The sequence below is a fragment of the Flagellimonas sp. genome (assembly GCF_965601775.1).
Lineage (GTDB): Bacteria > Bacteroidota > Bacteroidia > Flavobacteriales > Flavobacteriaceae > Flagellimonas.
In genome coordinates this window covers 791,474-810,328 of record NZ_OZ271837.1, presented here as the reverse complement: position 1 = coordinate 810,328, position 18,855 = coordinate 791,474, and the positions used below count along the sequence as shown (strand labels likewise).

18 protein-coding genes and 1 riboswitch are annotated in these 18,855 nt (G+C 40.1%); of the genes, 1 reads left to right on the top strand and 17 read right to left on the bottom strand.

Translation table 11 applies throughout. From position 1 onward, the window contains the following. Window positions 1-4: 4 nt before the first annotated feature. Genes ACSLUF_RS03845 through ACSLUF_RS03835 form a run of 3 tightly spaced genes read right to left on the bottom strand, consistent with a single transcriptional unit; the run spans window position 5 to window position 2,838 of the window. Complete coding sequence (locus ACSLUF_RS03845) at window positions 5-865, bottom strand: prephenate dehydrogenase (RefSeq protein ID WP_435624811.1); 861 nt, start codon at window positions 863-865, stop codon at window positions 5-7. A gap of 3 nt (window positions 866-868) precedes the next feature. Further along, window positions 869-2,011: a pyridoxal phosphate-dependent aminotransferase gene (locus ACSLUF_RS03840; RefSeq protein ID WP_435624810.1), complete on the bottom strand. Its 1,143-nt coding sequence runs from the start codon at window positions 2,009-2,011 to the stop codon at window positions 869-871. Further along, entirely contained in the window at window positions 2,008-2,838 is an 831-nt protein-coding gene (locus tag ACSLUF_RS03835; protein ID WP_435624809.1) for a prephenate dehydratase, read from the bottom strand. The genes ACSLUF_RS03840 and ACSLUF_RS03835 overlap by 4 nt, the downstream gene beginning before the upstream one ends. Window positions 2,839-3,203: 365 nt before the next feature. On the opposite strand from ACSLUF_RS03835, the gene gldA reads away from it, so the two are divergent. Next, the gene (gene gldA / locus ACSLUF_RS03830; RefSeq protein ID WP_435624808.1) at window positions 3,204-4,097 is read left to right on the top strand and encodes a gliding motility-associated ABC transporter ATP-binding subunit GldA; all 894 of its coding nucleotides are present in this window, start codon (window positions 3,204-3,206) and stop codon (window positions 4,095-4,097) included. On the opposite strand, the gene ACSLUF_RS03825 is transcribed toward gldA, so the two are convergent. From ACSLUF_RS03825 to ACSLUF_RS03760, 14 genes are all read right to left on the bottom strand, one after another. Then, entirely contained in the window at window positions 4,094-4,576 is a 483-nt protein-coding gene (locus tag ACSLUF_RS03825) for a hypothetical protein (RefSeq protein WP_435624807.1), read from the bottom strand. The genes gldA and ACSLUF_RS03825 overlap by 4 nt on opposite strands. 73 nt (window positions 4,577-4,649) lie before the next feature. After that, window positions 4,650-6,986, bottom strand: coding sequence for an outer membrane beta-barrel protein (locus ACSLUF_RS03820; protein WP_435624806.1), 2,337 nt, complete (start codon window positions 6,984-6,986; stop codon window positions 4,650-4,652). Window positions 6,987-7,049: 63 nt separating this feature from the next. Then, window positions 7,050-7,769 carry a response regulator transcription factor gene (locus ACSLUF_RS03815; protein ID WP_435624805.1) on the bottom strand — a complete coding sequence of 240 codons (720 nt, stop codon included), beginning with the start codon at window positions 7,767-7,769 and terminating at the stop codon, window positions 7,050-7,052. Between the two features lie 72 nt (window positions 7,770-7,841). Further along, window positions 7,842-8,441 (bottom strand): MarR family winged helix-turn-helix transcriptional regulator, encoded by a 600-nt coding sequence (locus tag ACSLUF_RS03810; RefSeq protein ID WP_435624804.1) that lies wholly within the window; start codon window positions 8,439-8,441, stop codon window positions 7,842-7,844. Window positions 8,442-8,501: 60 nt separating this feature from the next. Then, window positions 8,502-8,765, bottom strand: coding sequence for a DUF2024 family protein (locus tag ACSLUF_RS03805; protein ID WP_435624803.1), 264 nt, complete (start codon window positions 8,763-8,765; stop codon window positions 8,502-8,504). Window positions 8,766-8,768: 3 nt separating this feature from the next. Then, on the bottom strand, window positions 8,769-9,494 hold the full coding sequence (locus ACSLUF_RS03800; protein WP_435624802.1) for a hypothetical protein: 726 nt from the start codon (window positions 9,492-9,494) through the stop codon (window positions 8,769-8,771). Between the two features lie 36 nt (window positions 9,495-9,530). Beyond that, complete coding sequence (locus ACSLUF_RS03795; RefSeq protein WP_435624801.1) at window positions 9,531-9,761, bottom strand: thioredoxin family protein; 231 nt, start codon at window positions 9,759-9,761, stop codon at window positions 9,531-9,533. A 58-nt stretch (window positions 9,762-9,819) separates the two neighbouring features. Then, window positions 9,820-10,899: a serine hydrolase domain-containing protein gene (locus ACSLUF_RS03790; protein ID WP_435624800.1), complete on the bottom strand. Its 1,080-nt coding sequence runs from the start codon at window positions 10,897-10,899 to the stop codon at window positions 9,820-9,822. 5 nt (window positions 10,900-10,904) lie between these two features. Continuing rightward, the gene (locus ACSLUF_RS03785; protein ID WP_435624799.1) at window positions 10,905-11,642 is read right to left on the bottom strand and encodes a head GIN domain-containing protein; all 738 of its coding nucleotides are present in this window, start codon (window positions 11,640-11,642) and stop codon (window positions 10,905-10,907) included. Between the two features lie 70 nt (window positions 11,643-11,712). Further along, window positions 11,713-12,813: an acyloxyacyl hydrolase gene (locus ACSLUF_RS03780; RefSeq protein WP_435624798.1), complete on the bottom strand. Its 1,101-nt coding sequence runs from the start codon at window positions 12,811-12,813 to the stop codon at window positions 11,713-11,715. Between the two features lie 19 nt (window positions 12,814-12,832). After that, window positions 12,833-13,786, bottom strand: coding sequence for a methylenetetrahydrofolate reductase [NAD(P)H] (metF, locus tag ACSLUF_RS03775; RefSeq protein WP_435624797.1), 954 nt, complete (start codon window positions 13,784-13,786; stop codon window positions 12,833-12,835). Window positions 13,787-13,789: 3 nt separating this feature from the next. Further along, a complete protein-coding gene (metH, locus tag ACSLUF_RS03770) occupies window positions 13,790-16,471 on the bottom strand; it encodes a methionine synthase (protein WP_435624796.1) in 2,682 nt (893 codons plus the stop codon). 18 nt (window positions 16,472-16,489) lie between these two features. Further along, on the bottom strand, window positions 16,490-17,491 hold the full coding sequence (locus ACSLUF_RS03765; protein ID WP_435625804.1) for a homocysteine S-methyltransferase family protein: 1,002 nt from the start codon (window positions 17,489-17,491) through the stop codon (window positions 16,490-16,492). 69 nt (window positions 17,492-17,560) lie between these two features. Continuing rightward, a riboswitch (SAM riboswitch) is annotated at window positions 17,561-17,665 on the bottom strand. Window positions 17,666-17,793: 128 nt separating this feature from the next. Continuing rightward, the gene (locus ACSLUF_RS03760; protein WP_435624795.1) at window positions 17,794-18,855 is read right to left on the bottom strand and encodes an NAD(P)/FAD-dependent oxidoreductase; all 1,062 of its coding nucleotides are present in this window, start codon (window positions 18,853-18,855) and stop codon (window positions 17,794-17,796) included.

Below are 18,855 nucleotides of genomic sequence, written 5' to 3'. Positions count from 1 at the left end.
TTACTTATAGTTTTGTAAGTGGTATTCCTTTTAATATTTGTTTTATTCGATTTGTATTGTTCATTTCATTGTAAACCTTCTCAAAATCCCCATCCAAAAGCAATTGTTTGAATTGTTCTAGATTTTGAATGTATTCTTCCAAGGTCTCAACAACATTATCCTTGTTTTGTTCAAAAATGGGTGTCCACATATCCGGTGAACTTTTGGCCAAACGAACTGTACTTTCAAAACCACTGCCCGCCATGTCAAAAATGTCACGCTCGTTTTTTTCTTTTTCTATTACCGTTTTTCCCAACATAAACGAACTAATATGGGACAAGTGTGATACGTAGGCGATGTGCTTGTCATGGGCCACAGGATTCATATATCGAATGCGCATGCCCATAGCTTGAAACAATTCGAGGGCTCTTTCCTGGAGCTTGAAAGCGGTCTTTTCTACCTCACAGATAATATTGGTTTTATCCTTATAAAGCCCTTCAATAGCTGCTGATGGTCCAGAAAATTCGGTTCCGGCAATAGGGTGGCATGCCAAGAAATTTCTTCGTTTGGGGTGGTTTTCCAAGGTTTCGCAAATCAAACTCTTGGTGGAACCTGCATCAATCACAACAGTCTCCTCTCCGGTTGCATCCAAAATTTTTGGCAGCTCCATCACCAAAGCATTGACCGGAATGGTGACCAAAACCATATCTACCTCGGACAAAGCCTCATAATCGGACTTTTCATCAATTAATCCCAAATCCAAAGCTTCCCTTAGATGGTCCTGATTGGAATCCATACCCAGAATATTGGTTTCAGGCCATAACTTTTTCATGTCCTTGGCAAAAGAACCTCCAATTAAACCCACACCGATAACCGCTACTCTCATCTTCTAAAACCTTTGCAATGCTTCTTCTATTTTTTCCTTTTCCACACAAAGTGAAAACCGGATGTACCCTTCGCCATTTGAACCGAAAATAGTTCCTGGGGCAATAAAAATGTTCTTGTCATACAACACCTCATCAATAAACTCTTCCGAAGGTTTTGACCCTTCGGGTAGTTTTGCCCAAACAAACATTCCAGCCGCATTTTTGTCGTAAGTACAACTCAATTTATCAATCAATTGGAACATCACTTCCCTTCTACCCGCATAAGCTTCGTCTAATTGAGAAAACCATTCTTTACCACTTTTCAAGGCCGCAATGGCTCCTTTTTGTACGCCATAAAACATCCCAGAATCCATATTGCTCTTCACTTTGAGGACTGCAAGAATATGCTTAGCGCTTCCCATGACCATTCCCACACGCCAACCAGCCATATTGAAGGTTTTGCTCAAGGAGTTCAATTCAAGGGCAACTTCTTTGGCGCCCTCAACTTGCAGTATACTGGTAGGGTTTGGATTGAGTACGAAACTGTATGGGTTATCATTTACCAAAAGGATATCATGGGCTTTTGCAAATGCAACCAAATCTGTCATTGCTTCTTGTGTGATGGTAGCCCCAGTTGGCATATTAGGATAACTGAGCCACATCAACTTCACTTTGGATAAATCCATCTGCTCCAGTTCCGAGAGATTGGGAAGCCATCCATTTTCTTCTCCCAAATTGTACATAATGGGCTCCGCCCCTACCAACTTAGTAACCGAAGTATAGGTAGGGTACCCTGGATTGGGAATTAAAACAGCATCTCCAACATTTAAGAAGGCCAAACTGATATGCATAATGCCTTCCTTGGAGCCTATCAGCGGTAAAATTTCGGTTTGTGGATCCAATTGAACCCCAAATCGTCCTGAATAGAACGCTGTCATCGCTTCCCTCAACTCTGGAAGTCCCTGGTAGCTCTGATACTGGTGCGCGTTGGGCTGTAACAAAACACTTTTCAATTCTTCGACCGCTTCTGGAGGTGGAGGTAAATCTGGACTTCCAATACCCATGTTGATAATCGGTCTCCCTTCAGCGATCAATTGACGTACTTCCCTCAGCTTTTTAGAGAAGTAGTATTCCTTTACCGTGTGTAGTCTATCCGCAACAATCATGACAGCAATGCATTTTTATATTCACCAAGAACCCGAAAATCTTCGGACATGATATCCAGAAGGGATTTTGCTTTTGCAAAATGAGCGTACTCATCAAAAGTAACATCAACAAAAAAGGCATATTTCCAAGGCGTCTCGATAACCGGTAGGGATTGGATTTTGGTTAAATTCATATTACAATCACTCATTACATTCAGCACGGTGGCCAAACTTCCTCTCTTATGATCTGTAATGAACCTTAAAGACGCTTTATTGATTTCTTCCTTGGGTAACACCTTGTTCACTTTCTTAAGAACAATGAAACGGGTGGCGTTGTTCTTTATCGTCTGAATGTCTGAGGCTATTACATCCAAATCATACAATTTAGCAGCTACTTTGGGGGCAATGGCCGCGATATGAGACAACTTTTGCTCCTGAATTCGTTTGGCCGTTTCGGCAGTATCCACATCTTCAACGAGTTTTATATGGGGATGTCCTTTAAAAAACTCTTTGCACTGCAATAGGGCCATCGGATGGGAATGCACTTCTTTGATATCCTCAATAGCTTGTCCTTTCAACACCATTAAGTTGTGATGGATACTCAAATAATGTTCACCAATAATATGAATGTTGTTATGGTACACAAGGTTGTAATTGGGAATTATCGAACCCGCAATGGAATTCTCAATGGCCATTACCCCTTTATCTGCATTTCCAGTCAACAAATGGTCAATCATTCTGTCAAAAGACAGACATTCCACCAATTCAATGTTCTCCCCAAAAAAATCATGGGCCACTTGATGGTGATTGCTTCCTTGTATTCCCTGTATGGCTACCTTAAGTTTCATGCAATAAAAAAGCCCCGATTTATGTCGGGACTTTATGTGCTTTTATACGTATCGTATCCTAGAACAGTCCCATGCTTCTCTTAAAAAAGAAGTAGAAATAAAATCTGTTCCAGAAATACGTTTTAGACATCGTTCTTAATTATGAGGCTAAGATTGTCCTTTCCTTTTAAAAATCAAAGCATTGCTCCAACTTTTTTTGATTCCTTCCTTAATTCCATTTTTTCTTTAGGAATTTTTTTATCATTCCGAAGCTATTTTAGGAATTCCAAAAAATCTGGCGCTAAAGATTAAGAATGGATTTGTCAATTTGCATATGCATGTATGAGAAATCTAAATGCTATTTTTGAAGGAACTTAGAAAGAAAGATGTCGATTACTGTTACGAATATCACCAAAACCTTTGGAGCGCAAAAAGCGCTTAATCAAATCTCGTTTTCTGTAAACAAGGGAGAAGTTGTTGGTTTTTTAGGACCCAATGGGGCTGGGAAATCCACCATGATGCGCATATTAACTACATACTACAAAGCTGATGAAGGAGAGGCTGTGGTCAATGGATATGATGTACTAAGCTCCCCAAGTGATGTACAAAAAAGTATCGGATACTTACCTGAACACAATCCCCTCTATTTGGAGATGTACGTCAAGGAGTACTTAGCATACAATGCGAGTGTATATAAGGTACCTAAAATTCGTATCGGGGAGGTGATTGAACAAACTGGTCTTACCCCGGAAGCGAACAAAAAAATAGGGCAGCTATCCAAAGGATATCGGCAGCGAGTTGGGTTGGCCACCGCCTTACTTCATGACCCAGATGTACTTATCTTGGATGAACCCACCACAGGATTGGACCCGAATCAACTTATTGAAATTCGAAAATTGATTCGTGAAATTGGAAAAGAGAAGACAATCCTATTGTCCACCCATATTATGAAGGAAGTTGAAGCCGTTTGTGACCGGGTTATCATTATCAATAAAGGTGAACTTGTGGCGGATAAACCCTTGGAAGAGCTTAGGGAACCAGAAGAACAAATCATTGAAGTTGAATTTGATTATCGTGTGGAAGAGGTGCTTCTAAACAAATTACCAAATGTGTCCTCAGTAAAGAATACTGGAGGATTTGTTTATGAAATAAGTTTTAATACCTCAAAAGATATGCGACCCGCCGTTTTCGATTTTGCCCATGACAATCAGCTAAAAACCCTTCAACTTAGTCGAAAGAACAAGAACTTAGAGAGTTTATTTACCGAATTGACCAGCTAAAATTTCAGAGCAAAACCTAATCCATCCTTATTCAATATGGGTTCCCAGTTGAAACTCGTTTGTTTTTCGTCAAATTGCTTGTTGTAGGTTAGAATCGCCTTTTTGCCATTCTTATTGGCCCCATCCAGAAATATCGTTGAAAATATTAGCCCACCCAGAGTAACTAAAGAAGGTGCCAATAAATCTCTATCCTCTCCATTACGGTCGCGCCCTAATTCTACTCCAAGCCAAACTGCTCCACCCAAAGAAATTGTATAGGCGCCTGCAAACAGTGCTTCGTTAGTAGCCTTCTTTTTCCAGTAGACGGCAGATTCATCATATTCCAATAGTAATTTTTTGGCTTCTTTTCGGTCAATTTTCACATCATCCTGATAGTACTCAGGAGCCCAGAATCCTGAAAAAACAGAAAGTTCTTGAGCGGTAACATCAGCAGTAAAAAATAGAATAAGGAGTGCTGCAATTAAGGTAGTCTTGGTCATAGGTTTTACATTCAATGGTTAATTTAAAGGTAACCAAAACTTGGAATGAATGAAGTTTTTTGCAGATAAAAAATCAATTGATGCGTTCTATATTCTCATCCACATTTTTGTTTTTGAATTTGCCTTTCTTTTGACCTCCCACGGTGTATTTTAGAGAAAGAGCAACTTCCCTTCCGTCGACAAAATAGGCTCCATCGGATTCAACTCCATCAATGGTATACCTTTCTTCAAAATTCAATTCACGGAAAATATCATTAAACCTTAGAGCACATTGTACATTCTTTCCAAAGGTTTTTACCAGAGAAGCATTGGCAACCAACATGGCATTTCGTTCAAAGATACCGTCCTTTCTTCTTGTAAGCGCCCATGCACCAAAGGTAATGGTGGTATCCTTTGCCACTTTAAACTGCTGGTCTGTAAAGGCATATAAATAGGGTATGGTTTCGCCCAAAATAGCATTACTGTCCTCTAGCCTATCATAATTTAGGCTAATTGTAGTGCTTGAAGTCCAAATTCCCTTAGAAAATGGCAAGTTTAGTGTGGCATAATAGCTTTTCTGACGCTCGAGGTTGGTTAGGGATAAAATAGCGGTCCCAGCCTCTTCATCGAATTGAATTGTAAAACTTGATGGATTCTGGGTTTCAAAATAACCCAAAGTAATAGACTTGTTCTTATACTGAAAAGTACTTGAAATCTCATTGGTGATTTCGGGTTGTAGGTTGATATTTCCTGTCCCTTCCAGTACCGGATTTATAAATGCCGAAATGGTATTTGTTCTTGAAAAATTGGGTCGCTTCACACTTTTTGCATAGTTAATAGAGAGGGTTCTAATACTATCCAAAGAAACTTCTATTGTAGCCTTTGGGAATAGTCTTGTGTTTTCCCGTTCTATGAGTGGGGTTGATTCCGAAGCCAGTTCACTCTGCACTTTGTTATGTTCCAATCGTATTCCGGAAACATAATTTACTTTTTTGCTCAATTTCCCTTTAAAGGAAGCATAACTCGCATATAAGCCTTCCTTGTATTGAAAATCAAGAATATCTGTACGTGGAGATACCAAGTTTTGGAACTCAGAAAATGCCTTTGCTCGAGCTTCATTCCAATTGACCCCAAAATCCAATTGGGTTTCATTTCCTAGTTTTTGTTCAAAATCCACTCGAAAGGCATATGAATTCAAATCATACCGCTGTTCCCTTGACTGCTCCAATGCAAATCCCCCTCCGTTGGTATTGTTTTCTATGTCGGTATCCAAAGTGGTCGTATATTGGGAATATTGAATCCCAGAGAAAAGATTTAGGTCTTTTGAAAGGCCTTTATTGAAATTCAAACTTCCCGTAAAATAATTCCTAGTACTCTCATTTGTGGTATCGGTTAAGATATCACTTTGGTCATCCTCAATTTCCAAAAATGAGTCTGTAATTATTGAAAACCTATTCGTTTGTAGACGTAGCACCGAATTAAATGAAATGTAATCTTCTTCGGAAATGGGAAAATACAACCCCACACCTGAATTCACCTGTTTTCTGTTGTTAAACGGCCCTGGAATCAAAACCAGATAATCCGAAAAAATATCTGCTTCAGGAATATCGAGTTGAAAGGTATTACTTTCCCAAAATCCTAAATTATTCAACGCCAAATTCCCACGAACCTCAAAACCATTTTTGGAGTAGCTTCCGTTAGAGGCGATGTAATTGTTGTAATTTCTTTTCAAGGAAGCAGTTTCTTGAAAACTGAATTTGGCACCCTTGTCCATATCCCGTTTGGTTTCAATAAGTAATACTGCCCTGCCGCTTGCTTCATACTTGGCAGATGGGTTTTGCAGGAGTTCAATACTCTTAATGGCATCCACTGAAAGGCCAGATAATACTTCAAAATCAACGCGTTGTTGATTTAGATAAATTAGCGGATTTCCTTTGCCTATTACCGAAATGGATTGCCTATCCGGTGCTATCTGAACACCGGGCAATTTTGTCAGTAAGTCCAAAGGTTCTGGAATGGTTGCAAAAATGGGATGCTGTACATCAATTTTGGTATTTCCACTTGATGTGGTGATTGGATTCTTAACCACACTCAATTCAACTTCTTCCAAAACTTCTGCTTGTTGTTCTAATTGAACCGAAAGGTTTAAATCTTCAAAAAGTTGGACTTCCATAGCATATTTTGCATATCCCAAAGCTGAAATTTCAAGCACATAGGTTTCATTCCCAGAAACCGTTAATACAAATACTCCGTTTATCAAGGTGGTATAAGTGATTAAATTTTCCCGTGAAGCATCATACAATAATACATCCGCCACTGGTATTGGGGAATTGCTTTCATCAGTTACCTGACCATTAATGGCATATTCCGTCTGAGAAATTACGACCCCATGAAAGCTCAATAAAGTGATAATAAAAAGGTATTGCCTCAAAATCTGATTTTGAAATCAAATTAAAGGGACTATAGCGCGTTGATGAAAAAAACAGGGTCTGATTTAGGTACTAGTACCCGTACTTTTTTGCAGGAGCTCCTGCCGATTGGCTACATTTAACTTATTGTAAATGTGAGTTATATGGGTTTTTACGGTACTCAGGCTTATGTAGAGTTCGTTAGCTATTTCTTTGTTGGTCTTTCCTTGAAGAATCAGGTTACGTACAGTTGTTTCTTGTTTGCTCAGTAAAGAATTTTCTATTGGTCTCCGTTTTCTTTTGAGAAATAAGACGCCTAATATCAAAACAATACTTAAAACCAACAATCCTGCATTCAACCATTGGCTCCTTGCCAATTTTCCTTCTAGTGCCGATTGCTTGATGAAAGCCATTTTTTCCTCCAAGAACAGATACTCCGAAGGGGATATGGCGCTCGCTTTTAGCTTATCCAAAACGGTGAGGTAATAGCCAGTATTTTCACGAATATCACGGTCCAATAATTTCTTTTCATCCAACAATTTTATGGCCATCAGTTTTACACCGAGAATTTGGATGGAATCTTTGGCATAAGAACGTAGTTGGTTGGATTTACGAAGAGAACTGATTTCATTAAGGTTCAGTTTCGTTTCAAACCGCTTGAACTTTTTCCATTCAATTAAGGATAAATCATCATATTTCTGCTGTTTTTCAACTTTTTTGAATAAAATACTAGCAGTTTCTTGTCCAAAAGAATTGAAGGAGACCAAAAAAGAGATACTTAGTATCAGGAATCTAATGACCGACATATCAAAGGGTTTTGCTAAAGTTCCATAAATTCCAGCTACTATGCAAAACGGAAAAATGAATGATTCTTGAATCTATCCCATGGGTTCGAATTCAGGACAATCCAATCTGATTTGGGAGTCCTTTAATTTTTTCTCCAATAAGTTGCAATAATGTCCTTCTTGTCCTTTTTCATAAAATCGACATCCAAAGCAGGTGCGTTGCACAGAGAGAATCCCTCTTCTATTTAATCCGTAAATAAGCTTTTTGAGTGCATCAAAAAAGGTCTCTCGCTCCACTTCAGTTAAGTTACCTAACTGGTCGTACAAGGGATTTGCAAAATCTTGCGAAGCATCAACAGTAGAAATTCCTTTTTCAGATAAAAGAATGGTGTAGGAGCGACTATCCGAAGAGGAAAAATCCTTTAATATCAGATTCTTTTTCTCCAATGCCTTGATTGCATCACTAATAGTGGGCTTGGTTACATTAAATTCTTGAGCCAAATGACTAACGTTCGCCAGTTGCCTATCATGATGCGCTACAAAAATCAATATTTGAATTTGGATGGGACTTAATCCCAACTCCTTGGCCTTTTCCCAAAGCAGGACTTTAAAGGCTTGGGAAATGCGCTCCAAGCCTGCAGCCGTTTTAGCGGTGAGGTCTTTTTCTTGACTTCCTGGTTCAAATATATTCATCCTTTGCATAGAAAAGCCTGCCGGATAGTCCGACAGGCAAAGTTAGCATTCCTAATTATTTTAGGAACAATTTTCCATTTCAATAATGAAATATCCATCCTCCTCGATGCTTTCCACTACTGAGGGAGGTGCAGACTGCATATGGCAGAACCGACATTCTTCACTGCTTAGGTCCCCAGTTTTAAACGATTTGGAAGCAAGGTATTCTTTACCAAAACCAAAAATGGTATCCGTATCCTGCAAATCACTGGGCACCAAAATATCAAAGTGCATCGTCCTACCATCTTCTCTAGGTACATATGTGTCCCATACTGAAACTTCCATAAGCTAATTTTTTACTGAATACGGTAAAGACAAATCCCCACTGGCCACACTAAAAACATCGTAAACACCAAGCAAAGGTCTGCTTTCATCACTGGTATTGACTTGCATAAATGCGGTTACTCCATCGTATTTAAAGTCTGTTTTGTTGTTGATTCTGTAATTGGGCACTACAACCTTGATGATTTCGCCCTTGGTCAACACAGGATAACCTGGTGAATCCATATACATGGGCATTCCCGGATTAGTTGGGGGAAGGACAACGGTTTCGTTAGCCTTTTTAAATTGAATAACAGAAAGTCCGCCTGCAACGCGTTTGTCTTCTCCTAAAACCACCCAATGTGGATGCCATATTATACCATCATTGGCAAAATCTGAGTCATTGTTTTCATCCCAAAGAGGAGTATCATCAAAATCGGGGTGTGATGTCAACGCTAAGGCCACAATGCCTTCTACTTTTCCAAATCCCACGTCGGTGGAATTCAAGCTCGTGGGAAAGACATAACCCAAAACCGGCGCTCCATCCAATTGTCCTACAGCTTGGGGCATAGTGTTTCCAGCTGACCCATCCACTGCAATTTCCCATACGGTGACCGCTAAGTCCTTTTCATGAGTCACCTGGACGGCGTTTATTGAAAAGTCATCGGTATTATATGGGTTCTCTTGGGCACATGAGCTTAGTACGATTCCCATAAGAATCGTTCCTAAGGCTAAAATTGATTTTGTTTTCATAATAATAAGGATTCCTAACTATTAATAGTAAAAAAATTATTTCAAATCTTCGATAGAAGCTCCAAAGTTAATGTGCAATACGTTTTCGGAAGGAGTTACCAGTGCAGGTACTGAAACGACACCTAATTTTTCGGCTGCTTCTACTTCTGACTTATTCTCTCCCAAATGAACAATATCAATGTTATCTGAGCCAATCAATTGAACAATATCATGTTCGGCACTCACACAAACAGGACACCCTGCGTGGTAAAAAGTTGTTTTTTTCATGTCTATACTTATTTGTTTTTGCAAAATTGCAATACAAATATAGTTAGGATTCCTTACTTTACAAATTTTTATCAAAAATATTTGCAACAGCTGCGTCCAAATCTCCCTGAATTTTAGGTTCTGAGCAATTGATTAAGATAGAGATTACCACCTTTTGCTCAGGGTATACAAAGAAGTTGGTATATGCCCCAACACTATTGCCTACATGACCAACAAAATTCCGACCCGCCAGGTCCTGACTTACCTGAAACCCCAAACCATAATAGGTAGACTCACCTTTTACCGTTTGGGTTGTAAAAAGTTGTTCGTAGGTTTCTTCCCTAAGTAAATCACGGTTTAAAATAGCTTGTCCCATCTTAGCGATGTCAACACAAGTGGAAAGATATCCACCTCCACCCACTTTGTATTGATTGTTTACGGAAATAGCCTTTTTTGGATGTTTTCTTCTTAAGGTGTAAAAGTCAGCGACCGAGACCAAGGTTCTATCAAAAGATTGGGATGCAATCTCCTCTGGAGTATACGTATTGCCCATTTGTAATGGAACCAATACCTTTTCTTTCACATAATACTCAAATGCCATCCCGCTGGCCTCTTGAATAGCCAATGAAAGCAATACAAAGTCAAAACTGTTGTACAAGTATCCTTTCCCAGGTTCAAAAAGTAAAGGGTCACTTTTGAAAACTTCAATAGCATCCCTGATACTGTAAGGTTCGTTTAAGGCAAACTCCTTGCCTCTATATCCACGAATACCAGCAGTATGAGATGCCAGTTGACGGATAGTAAAATCATATTCTTTTTTAGGATAACTGGGAACGTAATCATAAAAAGAAGCATCCCACTCCACTAAACCCTCCTCCACTATTTTTCCCAAAGCTAGACCTGTAATACATTTTGAAATACTGGCAATCCGGAATATGGTGCTATTAGGGTCCACTGGTCTTTTGCTATCCAAGTTTTCATACCCATATCCCTTTTCATGAAGTAAAACTCCTTCTTTCCAAACAGAAACGGCCATTCCTGGTATTCCCTTTTCTTGAACCAAATGTTGAAAAAAAGAATCTAGATGAGATGTCGGCTTGCTTTCCGGTTTAGCATTTATAGCAAAGAAATTTTTCAGAAAATCGTACCAAACCCCCATGCTTATTATTCTCTGAAAATCAATCGCCCATTAAAAATTTCCTCAACATCCACGCTAGGAGGTCGATTAAAGCTAATGACATCCCCGGTTCCTCGAATTACACCGGAAAGGCTTTGTTGCGGATTTACAAAAATGTTATTCGTCCCCCGATGGTTCAAAGTGACATTTTGAGCTATCAAGTTCTCAGCTTCTATTCTGGAGTCGCCCGCTGCAACATTTATATTAAGATTTTCTGCAAGCCCATCAATCTGGAAAAAAGCAATCCCATTTACCACGATGGACAATTGCCCAACATCCAAATTAAGGTCAAATGAGCCATCCGTAGTCTCTGATTCTGGATTTATGAAGCTTTCAGTTAGAAGTGTCAAGTTTGGATAACTCAAAACTCCATCACTTGAAACCAACAGGCCAGTACTACTTCTGATTTCGGTAATATTAGGAGAAGTAACGTACACAGTCGATATATCAAAATCGCGGAAAAAGTTACATCCATTGTCATTTCGTACTACCAGCCTACCATTTTCAACCTCGGCTGAAATCTCATTGAGCAAGAACTCCCCGGATTCAATCTCAACCCGTTGTTCTGCACCCTGTCTTACTACCAGATTGAGCTTTTCAAAAACCGTAATGGTAGTAAAATCGGGAACGTCCACCTCAACACGAACCAAATCCCCAGCATTTTGAAAACAATCAGGAACATTCTCGCCATTACAGGAAAACAAAAGCAATAGAAGAGAAAGCATGCATTTTTCCACTACGCTCGAAATGACCCTAAACCCAAATATGAATCTCCTATCTTCTAACATCTTTTCTCTATAATCGTACCCCTATTCCAAATTCAACAGCCTCAGCAGCCGCTCCATGTGACTTGAGCGTTATCGCTCCAAAGACTTTGTCTCCAAAATATCTTTTCAGACCAATTCTATTGTAAACCCTTCCTTCAAAATCAAAAGGGTAATACACATAATAACCCAGTTGCGTTACTATGCTCATTTTATTGATGAACAATTCATGACCCACGAATAATCCAACTCGCTTAAAATCGGTGTCTTCATCCACATTCAATTCCGGAAATGATATCGATTGAAACCGAATCAATTCCTTTAGGAAATTTGAAAAAAACACATCCGTACCCACTTGGATAGCACTTTTTCGTCCCAAACGTTTATCGGCATAGGCGGAAAGAATCCAAAACCCATATTGACCCGAATTGATTACATCACTTTCGTTGAATCCTCCTCGAAACACTAGGTTATATCGAATCGGTTCCTGTATTTTTTCTTTCTTTTTAGGTTTTAGAAATTCTCTAGTTTCTCCTCCATCCAAATCATAAGTCAACCCAAAATTAAAAGCGAAAGTGTTTGTAGAGGTATTCGGGGCCTTAAAATTGGCATTGGAATAATGAATCAATGCAATTCCCGCTTTTACTCCCAACCCCGCAAACAAATTCTCCCGTTGATAGTTCAAAAGCGCCATAGTAGAACTCAACAAATGACTTCCGTAGGCATTGTTTCTAAAATTCTGGTTTTTGTCATAGGGATTGGTATTGTAAGCCACCCCCTGCCCTACACGTAACTGTAGATTTCTTTTAAAGAAATAAAAATTATAATGCGCATAAACCCCAAAATGCTCTCCCAACGTGGGGTTATTCATATTTTGATAGATGAAAGTAAAGCCAGTATCCGGATACCCATAGTCTGATTCCCAGGATTCTTCCCCAAATCTTTTTCGATTGTATCCCAATATAAAACCACTGGGATGCTCGGTAATCAAATGCGAAATATCTGGGTTATGAAGCAAGATGGAGCCATAAAAAGGACTCGCATCCAGTACATATTTTTTGGTTGGCTTGGTTTCTTGGGTAATTCCTGAGGCACAACACAAAACAAGAAAAACGATGAGTAGGCGCTTCATGTAGCGCTAAAGTAGAAAATTAAAAAACCTCTTTGGCAATTGCCTTAATGTTATCTGATTTTCCCATAGAATAATAGTGCAAAACAGGTGCTCCAGCTTCCTTCAGCTCTTTGGATTGTTGAATGCACCATTCCACCCCAACCTGACGAACCTCTTTGTTGGTTTTACAACTTTCAACCGCGTCAATCAAATCTTCTGGAATATCCACCCGAAATACCTGTGGCAACAACTGTAAATGTCGTTTTACCGCAATGGGTTTAATTCCCGGAATTATGGGAACATCGATTCCAGCTTCACGCGCAGCATCTACAAATTCAAAATACTTTTTATTATCGAAAAACATTTGGGTCACTACATAATCTGCACCCAATGCAATTTTTTCCTTCAAGCGTTTAATATCTGATTTGAGCGAAGGAGCTTCCATATGTTTTTCTGGATATCCCGCAACTCCTATGCAGAAATCAGGGCAATTATCAGTTTCAATTACTTCATGAAGGTAATTTCCTTTATTGAGTCCCTTGACCTGTTTCACCAAATCAGATGCAAATCTGTGCCCTCCTTGCGTGGGTTCAAAATACTTTTCCTCTTTCATAGCATCACCACGCAGGGCCATGACATTATCAATTCCCAAATAGTGACAATCCACCAAAAGGTACTCAGTTTCCTCCTTAGTAAAACCTCCGCAAAGCACATGAGGAACCGTGTCTACATTGTATTTATGCGTTATGGAAGCACATATCCCCAATGTTCCCGGACGCATTCGGGTCAGTTTTTTATCCAAAAGACCATCCCTGTCAATGTACACATACTCTTCACGTGACGTGGTTACATCAATAAACGGGGGTTTGAATTCCATTAGCGGGTCGATATTGTTATACAATTCCTGAATGCTTCTTCCCTTTACCGGAGGAATAATTTCAAAACTGAAAAGCGTTTCTCCCTTTGCTTTTTTAATATGTTCTGTAACCTTCATAGACTATACTTCAACTATGTTTGGAGCCAACCACCTTTGGGCATGTTCCAATGATATTCCTTTTCTATTGGCGAAATCCTCTACCTGATCTTGCTTTATTTTTCCCAAACCAAAATATTTGGCCTCTGGATGCGCGAAGTAATACCCACTAACACTTGCGGCTGGCCACATGGCCAAACTTTCGGTAAGCTCAACTCCAATTTTCTCCTTAACACCCAACAACTTCCAAATGGTTAATTTTTCTAAATGGTCTGGGCAAGCAGGGTATCCTGGGGCAGGTCGAATCCCTCTATATTTTTCATCAATCAATTCTTCGTTTGATAAGCTTTCAGATTTTGCATAACCCCAATGTTTTAATCGGACTTCCTTATGTAAATATTCCGCAAATGCCTCAGCCAAACGGTCTGCCAAAGCCTTTATCATGATGGAACTATAATCATCATGGTTTTTTTCAAATTCTTCCGCTAACTCTTTAGTACCAAATCCTGCTGTAACGCAAAAGCAGCCTATGTAATCTTGAATTCCACTTGCTTTGGGTGCTATAAAATCAGCTAGAGCTAAATTGGGAACCCCTTCTCTCTTTTTGATTTGTTGGCGAAGGGTTCTGAAAACGATAGCATCGCCCGGAGCAGCTCCTGAATCAACATGAATATCATCCTCATTTGTTTGGTTGGCTGGAAATAGGCCAAAAATAGCCTTCCCTGTCAAGAGCTTTTCATTGAAGACCTGCTTGAGCATGGTCTGGGCATCTTGGAACAGTTCGGAAGCCTGTTCCCCAACAATGTCATCTTCCAGAATGTTTGGATACCTTCCATGCAAATCCCAACTTCTGAAAAAAGGAGTCCAATCTATGAAACCTTCCAATTTCTGCAAGTCAAACTCTTCCCAAACTTGGATTCCCAATTGGTTCGGTTCAACAATATCTGAAGGTTTCCATTCTATTTGGAGTTTATTCTTTCTTGCTTCGGCCAAACTCAAATATTCTTTTTGTTTGGTTCGGTTCAAAAACTTTTCCCGAAAACTTTCGTAATCCAGTTTGACCGATTTTTTATAGTTAGGAGATGTTTCCTTTTGCAGTAAATCCCCAACTACCGTAACTGCTCTTGAGGCATCATTCACATGAACCACAGAGTGACTATACACCGGGTCTATTTTAACCGCTGTATGCGCCTTACTTGTAGTTGCTCCACCAATCAACAAGGGCACTTGAAAGGTCTGACGTTCCATTTCCTTGGCCAGAAACACCATTTCATCCAAAGACGGGGTTATCAAACCGCTTAAACCGATTACATCAACCTGTTCCTCCTTGGCTTTTTGAATAATCAATTCTGGCGGGACCATGACGCCCAAATCCACAATCTCATAATTGTTACAGGCCAAGACCACACTCACAATGTTTTTTCCAATATCATGGACATCCCCTTTTACTGTAGCCATTAAAATTTTCCCAGCAGAATTGGTGGTTGAATCTTTGGATTCCTCAATGAATGGGGTTAAATGAGCAACGGCCTTTTTCATCACCCGGGCCGATTTTACCACTTGAGGCAAAAACATTTTTCCACTCCCAAACAAATCACCCACTACATTCATTCCAGTCATCAAATGGCCTTCAATGACTTCCAAAGGTCTAGAAGCTTGTAGTCTGGCCTCTTCCACATCTTCAACGATAAACTGGTCAATTCCCTTCACCAAAGCCCTCGTTATGCGGTTTTGAAGTGGTTCTTCCCGCCAGGACATGTCCACCTTACTCTCTTTGGATTTACCTACGACGGTTTCCGCAAATTCAAGCAGTCTTTCCGTGGCATCATCCCTTCGATTAAGTAGCACATCCTCAACATATTCCAGCAAATCTTTCGGGATATCATCATAGACCTCGAGCAATGCTGGATTTACAATACCCATATTCATTCCAGCGCTAATGGCATGATATAGAAAGGCGGAGTGCATCGCCTCACGAACCGTATTATTACCCCGAAAGGAAAATGAAACGTTACTCACTCCTCCACTGACGCTGCAATGCGGAAGGTTTTGACGTACCCATCGGGTTCCTTCAATAAAGTCCAGAGCATTTAACTTATGTTCATCCATTCCTGTGGCAACGGGAAAAATGTTTAGGTCAAAGATGATGTCCTCAGGAGGAAATTTAACCTGGTCAACCAAAATTCGATACGAACGCTCGGCAATTTCAATGCGCCGTTCCAAATTATCTGCTTGGCCCACCTCATCAAAAGCCATAACGATGACAGCTGCGCCATAACGCTTTATTAGTTTGGCCTGGCGAATAAATTCTTCCTCGCCTTCCTTTAAACTAATGGAATTGACCACACATTTACCTTGCACCACCTGAAGTCCTGCTTCAATAATTTCCCATTTGGAGCTATCAATCATGATGGGAACCCGGGCAATATCCGGTTCGGCGACAATTAGGTTCAGAAACTTGACCATGGCTTCCTTACCATCAATCAAGCCATCATCCATATTGATATCAATGATTTGCGCGCCTCCTTCTACCTGATGACGTGCTACTTCCAAGGCCTCCTCGTAGCTTTCTTCCTTAATAAGTCTGAGGAATTTTTTGGAACCAGCCACGTTGGTTCGTTCCCCAACATTGATGAAGTTACTTTCTGGAGTAATGACCAAGGGCTCAAGTCCACTCAATCGCAAATATTTTTGGGTGTTCTCCATTATCTGAAGGATTCCTTTTTAAGCAGGAACAGCAAGTTTTCTGGGTTCATACTTTTTGACTAAGTCTGCAATTGCTTGAATATGCTCAGGCGTTGTTCCGCAACATCCGCCAACAATGTTGACCAATCCTTTTTCCAAATACTCTTCAATTTGATCTCGCATTTGTTCGGGAGTCTCATCATATTCGCCAAAAGCGTTAGGAAGCCCGGCGTTAGGGTGCGCAGAGACGGCAAAGTCCGATTTAGCCGAAATTACCTCCAGATGGGGTACCAGCTGTTTTGCTCCCAAAGCACAGTTGAATCCCACAGAAAGAATCGGGATATGTGAAATGGAAATCAAAAAAGCCTGGGCTGTTTGTCCAGATAGTGTTCTCCCAGAAGCATCTGTAATAGTACCGCTGACCATAATAGGAATTTCAATTCCGCGCTCATCCTTAACTTCTTCTATGGCAAAAAGAGCAGCTTTGGCATTTAGTGTATCAAAAATGGTTTCTACCAAAAGAATATCTGCTCCTCCATCGATAAGGGCTTCAGCTTGTTGTTTGTAGGCAATTCGAAGCTCATCGAATGAAACTGCTCGAAATCCTGGGTCGTTTACATCTGGAGACATACTGGCCGTTTTGTTTGTGGGGCCCATACTTCCTGCTACAAACCTAGGCTTATGAGGTTCTTGCTGCGTAAACTCATTTGCAACTTCTTTGGCAATGCGGGCTGATTCATAATTTAGTTCGTAGACTAAATCTTCCATATGATAATCCGCCATAGCAATTGTGGTCCCAGAAAAGGTGTTGGTTTCCACAATATCGGCCCCAGCTTCAAAGTATTTGCGGTGAACTTCGGCAATAGCTTCTGGCTGCGATAAAGACAACAAATCGTTGTTGCCTTTTAAAGGATGTTCCCAATCCTTGAATCTTTCTCCACGAAAATCTTCTTCCTCAAATTTGTATCGCTGCAGCATAGTACCCATTGCACCATCCAATACCAATATTCTTTCCTTTAATAATTCTTCAATTCTGGACATAATATATTTTGTCATGAAACATGACGTTATTTAATGCTATCAATAAAAGTTGGAAAGAATTCTTTCTTTGGGTCATCTTTTTCCACTCAAGTGGAATAGAACGTAGCACCTTCTCGGAGACGAGGGTTGCTAAGGCTTCAACGGGTCTATTCCCTCCACCTTTCTTGATAACATTTCAGTTTATACATGAACTAAGCTACAAATTAAAGGCACAAAGTTTTTAAAAGCAAATGAATCCTATTTAAAATAGAAAGCCTCCCAGGTTATGGGAGGCTCCTAGCTAAAACAAATAATTTTCATCGCTACAAAATACTTTGCACGACTTCTTTTTTTGCTTCTTTTTTAGATCCGTCAAATCCTTCTACACCACCCACCGTGGTATATTTCATAACAAAACGTTTTCCCGGATTTATGATTTGATATGCATATTGGCACATTACGGCAGCCTCATGAAAACCGGAAAGTATAAGTTTCAGTTTTCCTTCATAGGTGTTTACATCGCCAATAGCAAACACTCCAGGAATATTGGTCTGATAGTCTTTTGCATTATTTACCTTGATGGCGTTTCGCTCAATTTCCAGTCCCCAAGTACCCAATGGGCCTAATTTTGGAGAAAGTCCGAACAAAGGAATAAAGTGGTCTGTTTCTACATAGGTTTGTCCTTTCTCCGAATCATTGTGTTTTATAACCACCGCTTGGAGCGCGTTTTCCCCGTGGAGTTCCTTAACCTCAGCCTCCGTAAATAATCTGATTTTACCCAACTTGGCCAGTTCCGAGGCCTTTTCAACAGAATCCAAGGCACCTCTAAATTCGTTTCTTCGGTGGACCAAGGAAACCTCTGCTGCCACATCTGCCAAATAAATGGCCCAATCCAAAGCAGAATCTCCTCCACCTGCAATTACCACTTTTTTATCGCGATAGACTTCGGGGTCCTTAATCATATAGACCACTCCGTTATCCTCGTATTTTACAAGATTTTCAATCTGGGGCTTTCTTGGTTCAAATGAGCCAAGGCCACCGGCAATTACTATCACTGAAGCGTGATGCTGTGTCCCTTTATTTGTGGTCACTATGAATGAACCATCTTCTTGCTTGTCCAATTTTTCAGCCCGTTCTCCCAAGGTAAAGCCTGGTTCAAAGGGTTTGATTTGTTCCATAAGTCTATCTACCAAATCTCCAGCCAGAATTTCGGGATAGGCCGGAATATCATAAATAGGCTTCTTTGGATAGATTTCGGAACATTGTCCTCCTGGTTGGGGAAGTGCATCTATTAAATGACATTTCAACTTTAACAAACCAGCTTCAAAAACAGTGAACAATCCTGTTGGTCCTGCTCCAATTATTAGTATATCTGTTTTAATCAT

What these genes read in the sequence shown, in the direction of transcription:
- ACSLUF_RS03805 (WP_435624803.1), bottom strand. Translation starts at nt 8,765, where the DNA reads ATGGAAGTTTCAGTATGGGACACATATGTACCTAGAGAAGATGGTAGG.
- gldA (WP_435624808.1), top strand. Translation starts at nt 3,204, where the DNA reads ATGTCGATTACTGTTACGAATATCACCAAAACCTTTGGAGCGCAAAAA.
- ACSLUF_RS03765 (WP_435625804.1), bottom strand. Translation starts at nt 17,491, where the DNA reads ATGTCCAGAATTGAAGAATTATTAAAGGAAAGAATATTGGTATTGGAT.
- ACSLUF_RS03760 (WP_435624795.1), bottom strand. Translation starts at nt 18,855, where the DNA reads ATGATTAAAACAGATATACTAATAATTGGAGCAGGACCAACAGGATTG.
- ACSLUF_RS03840 (WP_435624810.1), bottom strand. Translation starts at nt 2,011, where the DNA reads ATGATTGTTGCGGATAGACTACACACGGTAAAGGAATACTACTTCTCT.
- ACSLUF_RS03780 (WP_435624798.1), bottom strand. Translation starts at nt 12,813, where the DNA reads ATGAAGCGCCTACTCATCGTTTTTCTTGTTTTGTGTTGTGCCTCAGGA.
- metF (WP_435624797.1), bottom strand. Translation starts at nt 13,786, where the DNA reads ATGAAGGTTACAGAACATATTAAAAAAGCAAAGGGAGAAACGCTTTTC.
- ACSLUF_RS03825 (WP_435624807.1), bottom strand. Translation starts at nt 4,576, where the DNA reads ATGACCAAGACTACCTTAATTGCAGCACTCCTTATTCTATTTTTTACT.
- ACSLUF_RS03795 (WP_435624801.1), bottom strand. Translation starts at nt 9,761, where the DNA reads ATGAAAAAAACAACTTTTTACCACGCAGGGTGTCCTGTTTGTGTGAGT.
- metH (WP_435624796.1), bottom strand. Translation starts at nt 16,471, where the DNA reads ATGGAGAACACCCAAAAATATTTGCGATTGAGTGGACTTGAGCCCTTG.
- ACSLUF_RS03800 (WP_435624802.1), bottom strand. Translation starts at nt 9,494, where the DNA reads ATGAAAACAAAATCAATTTTAGCCTTAGGAACGATTCTTATGGGAATC.
- ACSLUF_RS03790 (WP_435624800.1), bottom strand. Translation starts at nt 10,899, where the DNA reads ATGGGGGTTTGGTACGATTTTCTGAAAAATTTCTTTGCTATAAATGCT.
- ACSLUF_RS03835 (WP_435624809.1), bottom strand. Translation starts at nt 2,838, where the DNA reads ATGAAACTTAAGGTAGCCATACAGGGAATACAAGGAAGCAATCACCAT.
- ACSLUF_RS03785 (WP_435624799.1), bottom strand. Translation starts at nt 11,642, where the DNA reads ATGCTTTCTCTTCTATTGCTTTTGTTTTCCTGTAATGGCGAGAATGTT.
- ACSLUF_RS03810 (WP_435624804.1), bottom strand. Translation starts at nt 8,441, where the DNA reads ATGAATATATTTGAACCAGGAAGTCAAGAAAAAGACCTCACCGCTAAA.
- ACSLUF_RS03845 (WP_435624811.1), bottom strand. Translation starts at nt 865, where the DNA reads ATGAGAGTAGCGGTTATCGGTGTGGGTTTAATTGGAGGTTCTTTTGCC.
- ACSLUF_RS03815 (WP_435624805.1), bottom strand. Translation starts at nt 7,769, where the DNA reads ATGTCGGTCATTAGATTCCTGATACTAAGTATCTCTTTTTTGGTCTCC.